Source organism: Maribacter sp. (assembly GCF_039974175.1).
In the GTDB taxonomy this organism is placed as follows: Bacteria; Bacteroidota; Bacteroidia; order Flavobacteriales; family Flavobacteriaceae; genus Maribacter_C.
On sequence record NZ_JBDWJN010000003.1, the window covers coordinates 238,293 to 254,259 of the forward strand.

The 15,967-nt window shown below is 39.9% G+C and carries 12 protein-coding genes and 1 tRNA gene; 7 read left to right on the forward strand and 6 right to left on the reverse strand.

The genetic code is table 11. The features are described 5' to 3' along the window. The first annotated feature begins 189 nt into the window (after positions 1-189). The gene (locus tag ABJN95_RS02110) at positions 190-3,285 is read left to right on the forward strand and encodes a TonB-dependent receptor (protein WP_348368335.1); all 3,096 of its coding nucleotides are present in this window, start codon (positions 190-192) and stop codon (positions 3,283-3,285) included. Between the two features lie 38 nt (positions 3,286-3,323). Then, positions 3,324-4,970: a RagB/SusD family nutrient uptake outer membrane protein gene (locus tag ABJN95_RS02115; RefSeq protein WP_348368336.1), complete on the forward strand. Its 1,647-nt coding sequence runs from the start codon at positions 3,324-3,326 to the stop codon at positions 4,968-4,970. A gap of 91 nt (positions 4,971-5,061) precedes the next feature. On the opposite strand, the gene ABJN95_RS02120 is transcribed toward ABJN95_RS02115, so the two are convergent. From ABJN95_RS02120 to ABJN95_RS02140, 5 genes are all read right to left on the reverse strand, one after another. Beyond that, positions 5,062-6,096 carry a substrate-binding domain-containing protein gene (locus ABJN95_RS02120; protein ID WP_348368337.1) on the reverse strand — a complete coding sequence of 345 codons (1,035 nt, stop codon included), beginning with the start codon at positions 6,094-6,096 and terminating at the stop codon, positions 5,062-5,064. 86 nt (positions 6,097-6,182) lie between these two features. Further along, on the reverse strand, positions 6,183-6,788 hold the full coding sequence (locus ABJN95_RS02125) for a DUF1080 domain-containing protein (protein ID WP_348368338.1): 606 nt from the start codon (positions 6,786-6,788) through the stop codon (positions 6,183-6,185). A gap of 18 nt (positions 6,789-6,806) precedes the next feature. After that, a complete protein-coding gene (locus ABJN95_RS02130) occupies positions 6,807-7,883 on the reverse strand; it encodes a PmoA family protein (RefSeq protein ID WP_348368339.1) in 1,077 nt (358 codons plus the stop codon). A 12-nt stretch (positions 7,884-7,895) separates the two neighbouring features. Beyond that, entirely contained in the window at positions 7,896-9,254 is a 1,359-nt protein-coding gene (locus ABJN95_RS02135) for a Gfo/Idh/MocA family oxidoreductase (RefSeq protein WP_348368340.1), read from the reverse strand. A gap of 10 nt (positions 9,255-9,264) precedes the next feature. Then, positions 9,265-10,638 carry a DUF1080 domain-containing protein gene (locus ABJN95_RS02140; protein ID WP_348368341.1) on the reverse strand — a complete coding sequence of 458 codons (1,374 nt, stop codon included), beginning with the start codon at positions 10,636-10,638 and terminating at the stop codon, positions 9,265-9,267. Between the two features lie 194 nt (positions 10,639-10,832). Between ABJN95_RS02140 and uxaC the strand changes: the two genes are divergently transcribed. Next, complete coding sequence (gene uxaC / locus ABJN95_RS02145) at positions 10,833-12,239, forward strand: glucuronate isomerase (RefSeq protein WP_348368342.1); 1,407 nt, start codon at positions 10,833-10,835, stop codon at positions 12,237-12,239. A 264-nt stretch (positions 12,240-12,503) separates the two neighbouring features. Then, the gene (locus ABJN95_RS02150) at positions 12,504-13,277 is read left to right on the forward strand and encodes an SDR family oxidoreductase (protein ID WP_348368343.1); all 774 of its coding nucleotides are present in this window, start codon (positions 12,504-12,506) and stop codon (positions 13,275-13,277) included. Positions 13,278-13,405: 128 nt separating this feature from the next. Here the strand turns inward: ABJN95_RS02150 and ABJN95_RS02155 are convergent. Further along, a tRNA-Leu gene (locus tag ABJN95_RS02155) sits at positions 13,406-13,486 on the reverse strand. Between the two features lie 139 nt (positions 13,487-13,625). On the opposite strand from ABJN95_RS02155, the gene ABJN95_RS02160 reads away from it, so the two are divergent. From ABJN95_RS02160 to pth, 3 genes are all read left to right on the forward strand, one after another. Beyond that, positions 13,626-14,567 carry a ribose-phosphate pyrophosphokinase gene (locus ABJN95_RS02160; RefSeq protein ID WP_348368344.1) on the forward strand — a complete coding sequence of 314 codons (942 nt, stop codon included), beginning with the start codon at positions 13,626-13,628 and terminating at the stop codon, positions 14,565-14,567. 24 nt (positions 14,568-14,591) lie between these two features. Further along, positions 14,592-15,269 (forward strand): 50S ribosomal protein L25/general stress protein Ctc, encoded by a 678-nt coding sequence (locus ABJN95_RS02165; RefSeq protein ID WP_348368345.1) that lies wholly within the window; start codon positions 14,592-14,594, stop codon positions 15,267-15,269. 66 nt (positions 15,270-15,335) lie between these two features. Next, positions 15,336-15,965, forward strand: a complete 630-nt coding sequence (pth, locus tag ABJN95_RS02170; RefSeq protein WP_348368346.1) for an aminoacyl-tRNA hydrolase — start codon at positions 15,336-15,338, stop codon at positions 15,963-15,965. Positions 15,966-15,967 lie beyond the last annotated feature (2 nt).

The following is a 15,967-nucleotide window of genomic DNA, read 5'->3' on the forward strand; positions in this document are numbered from 1 at the left end:
GTGTACGTTAACGCTCCCCCAAAACCAAAAAACTATTGGATGCTTTCATAGTCCTAGTAAAAATATATAACCAAACATCTATGCTTCACACAAACAAAAGTCCGTGATTTTCAAAGGAAGTGCTACTCCTTATCACATACTCACTACAATTTCAATACTGCTCAACTAACAATCTAACATTAATATGATATGAAAAAATTACACTTAAAGAAACTAACGCCTAAGGTGAAAGTTTTTTTGCTAGCGCTCTTGCTATGCACTTTTGGAGTGTCAACGGCTACAGCTAGCACCAATTCATCAACAACTACTTCTTTTAACGAAGTAGATCAATCTACTGTTACTGGTACTATAACAGACCAAGACGGAATTCCTTTATCGGGGGCCAGTGTGGTCGTCAAAGGTACTACTACAGGTGCAGTTGCCGACTTCGATGGCAATTACTCCATCAGTGCAGCTTCAGACGCTACCTTGGTATTCAGTTATGTAGGCTATGCACCTCAAGAAGTACAAGTTAACGGAAGATCTACCGTCAATGCCTCCCTCCAACCAGATGCCTCTGCACTAGATGAGGTTGTATTGGTGGGTTATGGTACTCAGAAGAAAGGCGAAGTAACCGGTTCTATTGAGACCGTTACGGCCGAACAATTGAGTATCGTACAGGTAGCAAGTACCATTGATGCTATTAAAGGTCAGATTGCTGGTGTTGATGTTCAATCTACAGGCGGTCGACCAGGGCAAAACCCAACCGTACGAATACGTGGTAGGCGCTCTATAAGTGCGTCGAACGACCCACTTTATGTGGTAGATGGGATTCCTTTAATAGACGGCCCTAACTCTATGGCAGATATCAACCCTGACGATATAGCTTCTATGCAAGTCTTAAAAGATGCGGCTGCAACCGCTGTTTACGGTTCAAGGGGTGCCAACGGAGTGATTCTGGTTTCTACAAACAGAGGTAGGGTTGGCAAGACCAAAATCACATATAGCAGTCGTTATGGCGTTACCTCAGCAACGAGTCTGGTAGATATGATGAACGGGGAAGAGTTCGCTGCGTTAAAAAGAGAATCAAGACGTGTGGGATGGAATGGAGCTATCCCGGCCGATTCGGAAGTGTTTTTAGACCCTATAGAACTTGAATCTCTTGCACAAGGCAGATCAACAGACTGGTTAGATGAGGTCTTGGGCGATGGCTGGCAGACCAACCATCAAATTGGTATAAGTGGTGGTTCAGAAAACACAACTTTCAGCAGTTCTATAGGATATTTTAAAGAACAAGGTATTGTCAGTAATCAAGATTTCGAACGGTTTTCAGGTCGATTAGCCGTAGATCATAAAATCAATGATATCTTTAAGATAGGAGCTTCCTTTTTAGTAGCCAAAACTGAGCAGAATTGGGGTTCTAATGCAACCATGCAAGAGTCTTTAGCCAATAACCCTTTGGGGGTACCCTTTGATGAAAATGGCGATTTGAAATTCTTACCCACTAACGATGGTATTCGAACGAATCCCTTAAGTGAACTAGTAGAAGGCGCTTACATTGATGAACGGCAGCAAACGCGAATTTTCGCTCCCATGTATTTGGACATTAACATTATGGAGGGGCTAAAATGGACGACCACTTTTGGGCCAGATATTCGTATTGGTAGAAGGGGTACCTTCGCAGGTAGTTTAACAAATCAAAATCGTGGAGGACCAGGTAGAGCAGGCATTATCAATGTAAACGATTTCGGATATACGCTTGAGAATCTTTTAACGTATAATAAAGCGCTAACGGATAGGCAAAACCTAAAAGTTACCCTGCTTCAGAGTATTCAGAAGTCAAGAATAGAAAGAAATGATGGTAATGTTACTGGCATACCCTATGAGTCCCAATCCTTTTATAATTTAGGTTCTGCCACTGCCGGAGGAGTATTATCCTCGAGTTTGACCGAATGGGCTTTGGCCTCCTTTATGGGAAGAATCAATTATGATTTTGACGGTAAATATTTATTTCAGGCTTCACTTAGAGCGGATGGGTCTTCAAGACTGGCACCAGGCAATCAATGGAAATACTTCCCAGGAGTGTCAGCTGGTTGGAGATTAGATCAGGAAGATTTTCTAGCAAATACTTCCATTTCAGAAATGAAATTAAGAGCTTCTTATGGCGAAGTAGGTAACACTTCGGTTTTACCCTATCAAACGGCAGGTAGATTAGAAAGTACCGTATATGCTTTTGGAGAAGAACCGGCACTTGGTTTTGGATTGAATGAAATTCCCAACGAAGATTTAACTTGGGAGGTTTCCAAAACCTTAGACATCGGTCTGGATTATGGTTTCTTCAATAATCGTTTGGTTGGTTCGTTTGATTGGTTCAGAACCAATACCGTAGACTTGTTATTGGCAAGAAGTTTACCTTCCACTTCAGGCTACGAAAGTGTTTTGCAAAATGTCGGCGCCACCAGAACCACTGGATTCGAATTTAGTATTAGTGGAGGAATTATTGACAATCTTGGCGATGGCTTCAACTGGGATATTGATTTGAATATTTCTACCTATAAGGAAGAAATTACGGAATTGGCATTAACTGATGCCGATGGAAATCAGCTTGATGATGTCGGTAATGGATGGTTTATCGGTCAGCCGATTCAAGTTTTCTTCGACTATGAAAAAGTCGGTATTTGGCAAGCTAATGAGGAAGCAGCAGCATTAGCCGCCGACAACAAAGTTCCAGGTGAAATTAAGTTGGCAGATCTTAACGGTGATGGGGTCATTACCCCTGATGACCGTAAAATCATAGGTAATGGTGTTCCTGACTTTTATGGAGGTTTCAACAATAAATTATCCTACAAAGGATTTGATTTAGGTATTTTCTTTGTCTATAGAGTAGGACATACCGTGAATTCAGGTTTTCATGCTTCAAACAATTCATTGTTTGGAAGGTATAATAACCTTGATGTAGATTATTGGACCATTGATAATCCGACAAATGCATTCCCACGACCTAATGAGAATCAAGAGAGCCCTAGAAATGGGTCAACCCTAAGATATTTTGATGGTGGTTTTCTAAAACTTCGAAATTTATCATTGGGCTATAACCTTCCAGATTCAATTACAGAAAAATTAGGAATGGAAAGACTACGCCTAACGGTATCGGGTCAGAATTTATGGTTCGCCAGTGAATACGATACCTTCGATCCTGAAGTATCGGAAGACCCACCAAATCCAGGAGGTAACAGTGTATCATTAAGCAGTGCTGTTGTACCGAGTACAAAACAGTGGTCTATATCATTAAACGCCACTTTCTAGAAAAAAAATTGTTAGTTTAAATTTCTAATTTAAATATTATGAACAGAAAAATTTATATAATCTTAGTTTTAGCGCTGGCTTTCTTTACAGAGTCATGTGATAAATTTATAGAAGAGGAGTTGGTGACGGATGTTTCCGCAGCCTCTTACTACACCACTGAGGGTGGGTTTGAAGATGGCGTAAGAGCTACATATTCAACCTTCAAACCATTTTATGGTCAAGAAATGGGTGCAGCTATGATGACTTTTGGTACCGACATTTGGACCAATGGTGCAGATGGAGGTCATAAAGTCTTCAATTTTTACGATGGAGGTCTCAACGGATCTGAAAGCTATATACGTGATTCTTGGGATAATTGGTACAAAGGCATCAACCAAGCAAACGGTGTCATCAACCGATCTGCTGAAGTCGACATGGACGAAGCTCAAAAAACCTTACGAATTGCTGAAGTGCGGTTTTTGAGGGCCTTCTTTTATTTCAATATTGTGACCACCTTTGGTGATGCACACCTGAGTCTAGAAGAAACTGAAGGTATTGAAGTAGAAGCAAATAGAACATCACAAACCGAAATTTACGCCCAGGCCATTGTACCTGACTTAGAATTTGCTATTGCCAATTTACCTGATGAAGCCGATGATTACGGCCGAGCAACAAAGCCAGCCGCTGAATTTCTATTGGCAAAGGCCCTTCTTACTAGAAGCTATACCAGCTTCGCAGATGGTACCGACGCCTCTAGAGCGGAAACACTGTTAGGCAATGTCATCAACAATTATGGCTTTGCGCTCTTAGATAACTTTGCTGATTTATGGGATATCACGAATCAAGAGAATAGCGAAATGGTTTTTGTTGTACCCAATTCCAAATCGCAAGTAGATAGCGGAGTGGATAACTTTGGCCATAGATGGCACCTCTATTTCTTACATGAATATGATGTTCGTAGAGGAATGACCCGAGATATCGCTAATGGTAGACCTTGGAAAAGGCATCGCCCAACTGATTTTATGTTGACTTTATGGGATAGAGACATTGACAGTAGATACGATGATTCCTTTAAACACGTATGGTTCGCCAATAAAGAAGAACCGCCAACTACTGACCCCCCTAGAGCAGCACTTGCAATTGGCGATACAGCCATCTTTATTCCAGGACCCGGAAAAGATATCGATTGGCCACAATCACGCCAAGATGCTGTGCCCTATTTGGTATACAGTAATGACGAGTATAATGAAAGGCTATTTCCCTCATTGAATAAATGGATCGATGCGACAAGACCTGATCGTCAAAAAACACAGGGGCAACGCGATTTCATTCTAATGCGTTTGGCAGATGCTTACTTGTTAAGAGCAGAAGCAAGGTTATCACAAGGTAATACTACTGGTGCAGCAGATGATATCAATGTGATTCGCATGCGAGCAGCCGTGCCAGGTCAAGAGGCCGCAACGCAAATTACACCTGCCGATGTAACTCTTGATTTTCTTCTTGATGAACGAGCAAGGGAATTGGTTGGTGAAGGCCATAGATGGTGGGATTTGGCGCGAACTGGAAAATTGGTAGAACGCACAAGATTACACAATCCTGGTGCTGCACCGAACATACAAGATTACCACACGGTACGACCAATTCCGCAAAACCAAATAGATAGAAGCTTAGGCGGTTACCCACAAAACCCAGGTTACCCGCAATAAATAAATTTGAGTTTGAGTTAGTTTTAGTTTTGACCCTCCTGTTATTTTATAATGACGGGAGGGTTTTTTATGGAATTGTCTTTCCCTGAAGTTACTGCGAAGTCAGATGTTCCTTAACTATTATTTCTACGGGAATATCAAGGCTCAGCCCTGAATCATCTTGTCTCGTTAAATAGTTAAATAGCCCTTTAATGGCAGCGTAACCTTGATATTCAGGTTGTTGATTTATTAAGAAGCTGATTTTGTCATCATCTAATTGCTCTAAATTTCTTTTATTTAAATCAAAACCAACAATGAATGTATTCTTAATATTATAATCATTTAAAATAGTCGGTAAAAGATGGGCCTTAGAGTTGGTAACAAAGATACCTTTTAAGCCATCTTCTTTAAACCAGGCCTTCATTTCTTTTGTTGCTCGAAATTTAGTGTCCTTGATCGCATGATTTATTGTTTTGATATTAACCTTTTCGTTCTTCTCAACAAAAAAGCTTCTAAAGCCAAGCTCTCTCTGAATAGTGTTCGCATGCACACCGCGCTCATTTATTATATTAACCACGAAATAAGACCCTTTTGTACCAATTAGACCATGTAACAATCTACCAGCCACTCTACCAGCTACATGAGAATTTTGTCGAATAAAGAAAGCGTCTTTTTTTAAGGGTATTTCAGTATCCAGAAAAACTACCGGTATCTTTTTTTTGTTTGCACGCGCTAACAACGCATTGCTTAAGTCTTTAAAAAAAGTAACGGTAATAATGGCATCATAATTTTTTGAGAAAATCTCTTCGCTTTGGGTAGAAAAAGATTCGGAATCGCTAAATTGGTAAAAGCTTGCTTTTACACCCAGCTCAGTAAGCTCCTTTACCGCTTTTAAAATTCCTTTCTTAGGTAATTTCCAATAATTCCACTTGTTTCTAGTTAGCGGTATTAGAATGGCTATTTCAATTTTTTTTACAGAAGCTAGCTTTAGCCTGCTTGCCGTCATGTTTTTTTGATAGCCGGTTTCCTTAATTATTTTCAGTACTCTTTCTTCTGTATCTTTAGAGACGCCTCCACGTTTATGAAGTACCCTGTCTATGGTACCAATAGAGACATTTGCTAATTTGGCTATTTGTTTAATTCCCATAGCGTAGTATTGGTGCTAATTTTTAAAGCCCCATAAGGTACTATGTTTGAACTTAAATCTAAAAAGTTATCGGTCAATAAACTACTTTATAGCTCAGCGACCGATATGTCTCTAAATTGTATAGACATTTCCCTATTAGGGTGAAGTTGAATTCCGATCGGACCCTCTAAGTTTGCATCTTCAAGGGTATAATTCATAACTTCAGTTCCGTTTAGCCATACTTTGTAGGTAGTGCCAATGGCCATGGCTTTTATGGTATTCCAGTCGTTTATTTTTAACAAATCCTTTATCCCCTCTGCCTCTACCGGGTAACCCAGTTTTGGAACATAGGGCGACGCAGTCATATCACGTTTTAAAGAACCAGACTCACCAATCTGTATTTGTGCGTTTTTCTCGTCATCTCCTCTCATAAAAATACCAGAATCAACCGTGCCTTCGCCAAATTTGAAGTCTAGCTGCACCACGAAATCTTTGTATTTTTTCTTTGTCCATAGAATTGAACCCTTTTTTTCAGAATCACTTTTTGCCCAGAGCGTTCCTGCATCGGTAGTCCACCAAATATTGTTCTCTGGTACTTCCCAATAATCCAAATTGTCTCCCTCAAAAATTGTTTCCATTTGAGGTTCGCTCGTTTGCCCGAAACAACTCAGGCCAAAGCCTATGGTAAAAATAAATAGATAAAGACGTTTCATAATTTGAATTTTGATTGCCTACGGGTTAAAATCTAGGGCAAATTCGTCGATAGTTTCCTTCGAAAGTAAGGAACCATTATGCACTAGTACTCGATATTTAAAAACGGTCGACTCACCCTGCTCTAAGCTGAAATTAAGGGTTTGCTTTCCATCAGAAAAAACAGACTGCCCCAAAGGATTAGCAGCAAAAAGCCCATAACCACGAGCATGCCAGTAGGTGGGATACCCGACGTTCTTTTGATGATCAATTATGGTCACCGATACGACTTCATCGTTCATAGTACCCTCTAATTTGACCCATTCATTTCTAGTTCCCCAAACATCTCCCCCGGTCAATCCCTTACTACTATAATAGTTTCCAGTAACACCCTCGTTGTTCAGAACCTTTACCTCGGTAACGTTTCCTTCAGCGTCGGTATACTCCGCGGGTTTATCAGACGGAAGTTCCAGTTCACGGGTCATTCGCATGCCTAACATGCCCTCTTTATTGTCAGTGAAAGAAACTTTTTCAAGGGCTTTTAAGGTGGTTACTCTATCAATAGATCTGGTACTGCCCTCTTGGTTAAAAACGTATTGCGTCGTCTCTTCTAAAAGGTCAACATTGTCTGGAGAACGCCAAACAGCTCTGATAGAAAGAGTGGCATTCTTTTCATCCATCTCCAAAATTTCTTGGTGGTAAATTGTACCATACTTTGCTTTTTCCGCTTCAGGAATCGCATACGAATTATTCCAAAAATCAAGGCCATTTACATCACCGTAGTTTAACCAAAGTCCAGCATGATGTGGATGATCTATACGTTCGTTAGGCCTGGGTTCAAATGGAAAACCTCTTGTAACCGTCTTTCCGCTTTTGGTCATAATAGGATACAATATGGGTTTCGGAGTCTGCCCGTCATATACATAACTCGTAAAATGTTGACCATCAATATTGACTGCCACTTTTTTAGCAAGCGTATCGTTAGCAAAGGTGACTTTAGCGGATGTTACCATTTCACTTTCGACAGAATTCGTACCTTCTACAACCTCCTTCTTCTCTTTGCAAGACATAGCAAGCAGACTTAAAATCAAACAACATGGCATTACTCTTTTTAACATATGCAAAAGTTCTTAGTATTGAAAAACTTGTCCGCCAGCCAAAACATCTTGGGTAGCCTCATCGAAGGTTGCTTTGAGGCCGGTTCTCAAGGCCGCTGTGGTCATGATATTTGCAATCGAATGATTATAACCAGCTTCGATCGGACCATTTGTGGTTTCGCGACTACGAACACATTCCATCCAGTTTTGCATATGCAATGTTGTCATATTATCGGCTCCCGTATTTGCGGAAGTAACTACTTTTGGGGCATTATCTGAAAGATTAAAACCTTCTAATTTATTGGGTTTCATGTCCATTGCCGATGCGAATCTTTCGGTCAATCCGCCATTATCGCTTACTTTATTGGTGTCGAGGTTCAATTCTCCAGCATTCGAATAATAAATTTCTTTGGTTCCCCCAGCGGAATTTGTAAATCTTGAGGAATAGGTTACTTGAAAACCTGAGTTCATATCATCAGCCGGTCCGTAATCAAAGACAGCAGACATGGTATCGAAATTCTTGCGCCCATCTTTCCACAAATAGATACCTCCGTTAGCCGCAACACTTCTAGGATGATTTAAGCCAGAGAACCAATGTACCGTATCAATTTGATGTGACATCCATTGCCCCGGTATACCTGAAGAGTATGGCCAGAACAATCGATACTCTAAGTATTTTCTAGGATCCCAAGCGGCTTCAGGGCGATTCATTTGATAACGTTTCCAATCGGTATCCGATTCACGAATTTCGCTGGTTAGCTTGGGCAAACGCCATCTTCCAGGTTGGTTGACATTCCAGGTCATTTCAACCATAACAATATCACCAAACTTGCCTGATTTGATATAATTGTTTGCTGCATGATAGTTTGAACCGCTCCTTCTTTGTGAACCTATTTGAAATACAATACCGGCATCTTTAACCGCTTTCATTCCCACTCGGGCATCAGCCATGGTTTCAGCAAATGGCTTTTCGCAGTACACATCTTTTTTCGCATTGGCCGCCTGTACGGTATGAAGTGCATGTTGAAAATCAGCGGTAGATATGATTACCGCATCAATATCATTTTTGTCATACATCTCCTCATTATTTCGCCATGAAGTAATTTTGTTTCCGGTTACCTCCTTCACTTTTGCCATTCCTTCATCTCTACGTCGGTTCCATATATCGGAAACGCCAACAAGTTCAAAGTTCTGAGCTTTGCTCAAACTATTGAAGGCCGGAAGCAAGGCGCCCTTAAAGCGATTTGAAAAACCCGCGATACCGACGCGAACGCGATCATTCGAACCTAATATTTTTCTATAGCTACTTGCACTCATAGTATTGGCACCCAAAACAATTCCACCAGAGGCCAAGGCCGTTTTCTTTATAAAATTTCGTCTATTTTTTTTCATGTTTTTCAATTTAAAATTCTCGTATTTTAATGCTTTTAAATGAAACCTTATCGCCGTGATCTTGCAGTAAGATCAGACCCTGGGGGATTCGTCCAAAATTTTCCCATTTTTCATATTTACTTTTTTCTACCAAAGCTCCAAAAACTTGACTGAACCGATCAAACTCAACTACCTTTACTTGATTGAGCCAGTGCTCAACATGCCCCCCTTTTACTACAATTCGGGCATTATTCCACTTTCCAACACCTTTAAAGTTTTTCCCTCTTGAATTTCCTTTGTTTTCGGCCCGAATCAAATCATACAAAGACCCCACCGTTCTATTTCCATTTTTACCCTGGGTAGCATCTGGGTGTTTCTTGTCGTCCAATACTTGAAACTCCAAGCCAATGGCAGAGCCTTCTCCTTTATTCAATTCAGAATCTACAAAATATTTAATACCGCTATTGGCACCTTCACTAATTTTGAAATCAACACTTAACTCGAAATTTTTGAAAGAATCAAGAGTTACAATATCACCGCCATTTCTCGACTCAGCACCACCTGAAGCCAATACGGTTAAAATACCATCGTTCATCTCCCATCCTAGTTCTGGAAATGTATTCAACTTCGCTCCACGCCATCCATTTGTTGTTTTTCCATCCCACAACAAGCGCCAACCACGTCGAGATTCATCTTCTGTCAAGCTATTCTTGAGATAGCTTATTTCAGGAACATCGCCGTCTATAGCTTTTCTAGAATTCTGTAAGTCGCTGGTCTTTATCTTGATATTTTTCCATCGAACCGTTTTACCTTCTAAACTCTCATCATGAATACTATGCACCTGAAAGGCAATAAATCCTTTAGCCGTAGTATCATCGACTAGATTAGCGCATTGCACATCATTAATCCAGGTTCGAATCTTATCACCTATAGCTTCGATACGATAATGATTCCACTGTCCAGGCACAAAAGCCTTGCGCCCCTTTGGGTTTCTTGACAAAGGATACAACCAGCCATTGCGAGCTTCATCATACACTCCTCCCGCCCATTTTCTTGAACTCGTTTCGATTTCACATTGATATCCATGCACCCTACCGTTCATATATTCAGGTGTACTCAAACTTCGGAATTGGACCCCAGAATTCAATCCGTTTTCAACGAAAACATCAAATTCCAAAATGAAATCAGCGTATTCATTTTTGGTAGCCATAAAGCTGTTGGGAGTACCCATTTTTGAAGTGCCAATCAGCTCGTTGTTTTTTATCTCATATTTGGCATCTCCATTCAGTTGTTTGAAGTTCTTGAGGTCTTTCCCATTGAACAATACCTCCCAATTTTCTTGAGAAGAAAGCAAGGCAGTTGATAGTAAGGCAGCAATAAAAAGTAGTCTGTTGGTTTTTTTCATTTCAAAAAGGTGCTTGTGTTATATTGGTTTTCTTATAACAATATAAGGAGGATAAAAAAATATCTAAAAAAAATTTCGTTAACGTTAACGAATATAAATAATATTTTTATATTACCACGTAAAACACACAGTTTGTTGTGCGTTTTATACATAAATTGCGTTCATTGTTAATTACTACCAAACAAAGGGTTTAAATGTGCCAACCATCTAAATTTATTCAGGATAATTTTCTTCTAGAAAATACCTTTGCCGAAGAGCTCTATCACGAGTATGCCAGTGACATGCCGATTATTGATTATCACAATCATTTACCGGTGCGCGAAATTGCGGAAAACCAGATTTTTGATACCATGACCAAAATATGGATTAGCGGCGATCATTACAAATGGAGGGCCATGCGAACTCTGGGCATCGACGAAGAGTACATTACAGGCTCAGCTTCAGATCGAGAGAAGTTCGGTAAGTGGGCTTATACTGTACCTTATACTATGCGTAATCCGTTATACCATTGGACTCATATGGAATTGGATCGGTATTTCGGTATTAGTGAATTACTAAATTCTGAAAGTGCTGATCGCATTTACGACCTAACTTCCGAACACCTAAATACCGAAGCCTTTAGCACTCAAAATTTGTTGACCAAAATGAATGTAGCGTCTTTGTGTACTACAGATGACCCTACCGACGCTCTAGAGCATCACCAAAAGTTAGAAAAAAGCAGCTTCAAAACTAAAGTAAGTATGGCCTTTAGGCCCGATAAAGCCATTTTTATCGGTGCCGATTCCTACCTAGACTATATCGACAAATTAGCTCAAGTTACAGAAACGAACATAGATTCCTATGACCGTCTTTGTGATGCGCTTCGCAATAGAGTAGCTTACTTTCATGACAACGGATGCCGTTTATGTGATCACGGCTTTGAACATATGTACGCCGAAGAATTTACCGAGACCGAAGTCAAGACCATATTTAAAAAAAAGCGCGAAGGCCTAAATCTTTCAAAGGAGGAGGTACTTAAATTTCATAGCGCCCTACTCCAATTTCTTTCAGAATGCTATCACGAATTCGGATGGGTACAACAGTTTCATTTGGGCGCTTTACGCAATAACAATAGTAGAATGTTACACAAACTGGGCCCTGATACGGGATGGGACTCTATAGGAGATTTTCAACAAGCCAAAAGCCTCTCCAAGTTTTTAAATACTATGGACAGTATGGACAAATTAACCAAAACCATAATTTATAACAATAACCCTATCGACAACGATATGATGGCTTCGATGATAGGAAATTTCAATGATGGCAGTATCAAAGGCAAGGTTCAGTTTGGTTCAGGTTGGTGGTTTATGGATCAGAAAGAAGGTATGATTGATCAGATGAATTCGCTCTCGAACATTGGCCTGCTTAGTTGCTTTATTGGTATGCTTACCGATTCTAGAAGTTTTCTGTCTTTCCCCAGACACGAATACTTTAGACGCATACTCTGCAACCTTTTTGGCAAAGATATCGAAAACGGAGAGCTGCCTAATGATACGAAATGGATTGGGAAATTAATACAAGATATTTGTTACAATAACGCTAAGGAATATTTTGATTTTTAATTAAAATGTTCCCACATGGTATGCTTAAAAAGCCTTGTAAAAGTCGAAATTGTACTAGCGACCCTAATCATGATATTTTCGCGACCATTGTTTTTTATTTTTTACATCTGGCACCTCAGTCTTGTGCCCTGCCACCAATACGGAAACTTCTCGAATAGCATACAAGGAGAAATTTATGAACGAAAGTCCTTGGCTGAAATTTTGTGAAAATTACAGAATAACTGTATTTTGATTTAGTTTCAGCAAACATTGAAGAAGAATAGCATGGATCTACAGCTAGATAACAAACTTTTTTTGGTTGGCGGCGCAACAAGTGGGCTCGGAAGAGCAATTACAGCAGCATTGATTTCAGAAGGCGCACAGGTTATTGCCGTTGCCCGTACGGAATCAAAACTAAAGGAATTACAAAAAACAAGCGGTAAAATTGAAATAGTAGTTGGTAATCTTTCTGAAGAATTAGTTTTGGAAAAGATACAGGTTCAAATTGGTGATCGAATCCTTACCGGTGCCGTTATTAACTCAGGTGGTCCGCCAGCGATGCCCGTTCTAGACACCAAACTATCAGATTGGGATGAGGCATATAAAAGCGTCGTAAGATGGAAAATAGCCTTAACACAAGCCTTGTTGCCAAAGTTGTTAGAACAAAATTATGGTCGTTTACTTTATATTGAGAGTGTTTCGGTGAAGCAACCTGTAGAAAATTTAGTATTAAGTAATTCAATGCGATTGGCTATAGTTGGCTATGTAAAAACACTTTCGCAGGAAATTGGAACCTCTGGAGTCACGCTGAACATTCTTGGTCCCGGATATCACGCTACTCAACGAATGGAAAATCTTTTTAAAAAGAACAGCGAATTAAAGGGCGTTTCGGAAGCCGAAATTCGCTCTACTTTTGCCAAACAAACTGCAACTGGTCGAATTGGTAAGCCGCAAGACTTCGCTTCTCTTGCCATATGGCTGTTGTCTCCACATAGCCAATACATTACCGGACAAACTATTTCGGTTGATGGCGGATTGGTTAAGGGAGCAATGGGTTAGGAGGAATCTTTCGGCATGAACAAATTAAACAAGGCAAGGCCAAATGCACTTCAAACGCCACAAAGTTGGCTAAGTACCCAGACTACAAACCATAAAAAAACCTCCCCATAAAAAGGGAAGGTTTAACGTACTCGAGGTGGGAATCGAACCCACACTCCAAAGGAACTGGATTTTGAATCCAGCGCGTCTACCAGTTCCGCCACTCGAGCGTTTTAAAATAGGACTGCAAAGCTAAAAAAATATTTCATTCTAAAAATGAAAATAACAACAATTATCCTTTAGCAACACAAATTAATTTTTAAATTTGCACCTCCTTAGAAATCAGGGTGTAAAACAATATAAACCATCATGGCATACCAAGTTCCAGAACCTAAGTTTTTTGCTTGTTCAAATAGTAAAGATTTAGCGGAGAAAATTGCCAATTCTTATGGCACTAAGCTAGGTAATGTTAATCTATCTAGATATAGTGACGGAGAGTTTCAGCCTTCGTTTGAAGAATCTGTTCGAGGAGCAAGAATCTTCTTGATTGGTTCAACGCATCCTAGTTCTGAAAATTTAATGGAAATGCTTCTAATGCTCGACGCCGCCAAAAGGGCATCTGCAAGACATATCACAGCTGTAATGCCTTATTTCGGATGGGCAAGACAAGATCGCAAAGACAAACCCAGAGTACCCATAGCCGCGAAACTAATTGCCAAGATGTTGGAAACGGCGGGGGCAACTCGAATTATTACAATGGACCTACATGCCGATCAAATTCAAGGTTTCTTTGAAAAGCCTGTTGATCACCTGTTTGCTTCAACTATGTTTTTACCCTATTTAAGGGACTTAAACCTCGACAATTTAACTATTGCCTCTCCCGATATGGGTGGTTCGAAAAGAGCTTATGCATATTCCAAGGCGCTAGAATGTGATGTTGTTATCTGCTACAAACAAAGAGCAAAAGCAAATGTTATATCACATATGGAGCTTATTGGTGATGTAACTGGCAAGAATGTGGTCTTAGTTGATGATATGGTCGATACCGCTGGTACATTGACCAAAGCTGCCGATTTGATGATGGAACGAGGTGCCTTAAGTGTTCGTGCGATTACCACACATGGCCTACTCTCGGGCGATGCCTATGAGAAAATAGAAAAATCGCAATTACTCGAATTGATTGTTACTGATTCAATTCCAATCAGAAAACAAAGTGAAAAAGTAAAAGTTTTAAGTTGCGATGAACTCTTTGCCGATGTTATGCATAGGGTACACAACAATACATCGATTGCATCAAAGTTTTTAATGTAGAATTATTAATTTTTAATATATATAATGAAGTCAATTACAATTAAAGGATCAGAAAGAGAAAGCGTGGGCAAAAAGGCAACGAAGGCCCTACGTAATGCTGGATTGGTTCCTTGCGTAGTATACGGAGGGGAAAAACCATTGCACTTTTCAGCACCTGAATTAAGTTTCAGAGATTTAGTGTACACCGGCGCCGCCCACACCGTAAAGGTTGACTTGGGCGAAGGAAAAGTTAGAGCAATAATGCAAGATATTCAGTTTCATCCGGTGACGGATAAGATTTTACATATCGATTTTTATCAGCTCTTCGATGACAAAGAAGTTACAATGAACATTCCGGTTCGTCTAGACGGAAACTCTCCAGGAGTAAGAAACGGGGGACGTTTGTTGTTTAGAAAAAGGAAATTGGCGATCAAGGCCTTACCCGACAAATTACCCGATTTCTTTGATATCGATATTTCAAAATTAAAAATTGGTGACAATATCACCGTCGAATCACTTTTGAACGATGATTTTACCATTTTACATCCAGATACAACCGTTGTGGTGCAGGTTAAAACTGCCCGTGCTGCCATTGTTGAGGACGTTGAAGATGAAGAAGGTGAAGAAGGCGTTGAAGGTGAAGAAGGAGCTACTGCCGAAGGAGGTGAAGCCGCTGCTTCTGAAGGTGGAGATGTACCAGCAAAAGAAGGTGGAGAAAGCTAGAATTAGATTGCTTATAACTATAAAAAGCATCCGTCATTTGGCGGATGCTTTTGTATTTTTATACCGATGTTCGATTTTTTAAAATCTTTATTTTCCAGTAAACCAGAAATTGTAGAAGAAACAGATCCTATGAAAAAATTCTTGATTGTCGGATTGGGAAACATTGGCAGCGAATATGCCGAAACTCGACATAATGTTGGTTTTAAGATTTTAGACGCACTTGCCCAAAAAGAAGAGTTTTCCTTTGAGACAGTGAAACTAGGTGCTTTAGGGTCTTTTAAAATAAAAGGGAGAACTGTGCTGTGTTTAAAACCTTCTACCTATATGAATTTGAGTGGTAAGGCCCTGAAATACTGGATGGAAAAAGAAAAAATACCTAGCGAGAATATGCTGGTTATTACGGACGACATAAACCTAAATTTTGGTGTGCTACGTTTGAAAACCAAAGGTAGCGATGGGGGTCATAATGGACTAAAAGATATTCAAAACGTCTTGCAAACATCAACTTATAATAGATTCCGTTTTGGAGTTGGTGCAGCATTCAGCAAAGGACGTCAAGTTGACTATGTTTTAGGAGAATGGAATGAAGATGAGTCTGCCCAACTAGAAGAACGTTTTGAAAAATCATGCAAATTGATAACGTCTTTTGTTTTATCAGGAGTTAAGCCTACTATGAACCAATTTAACGGAACCTGATT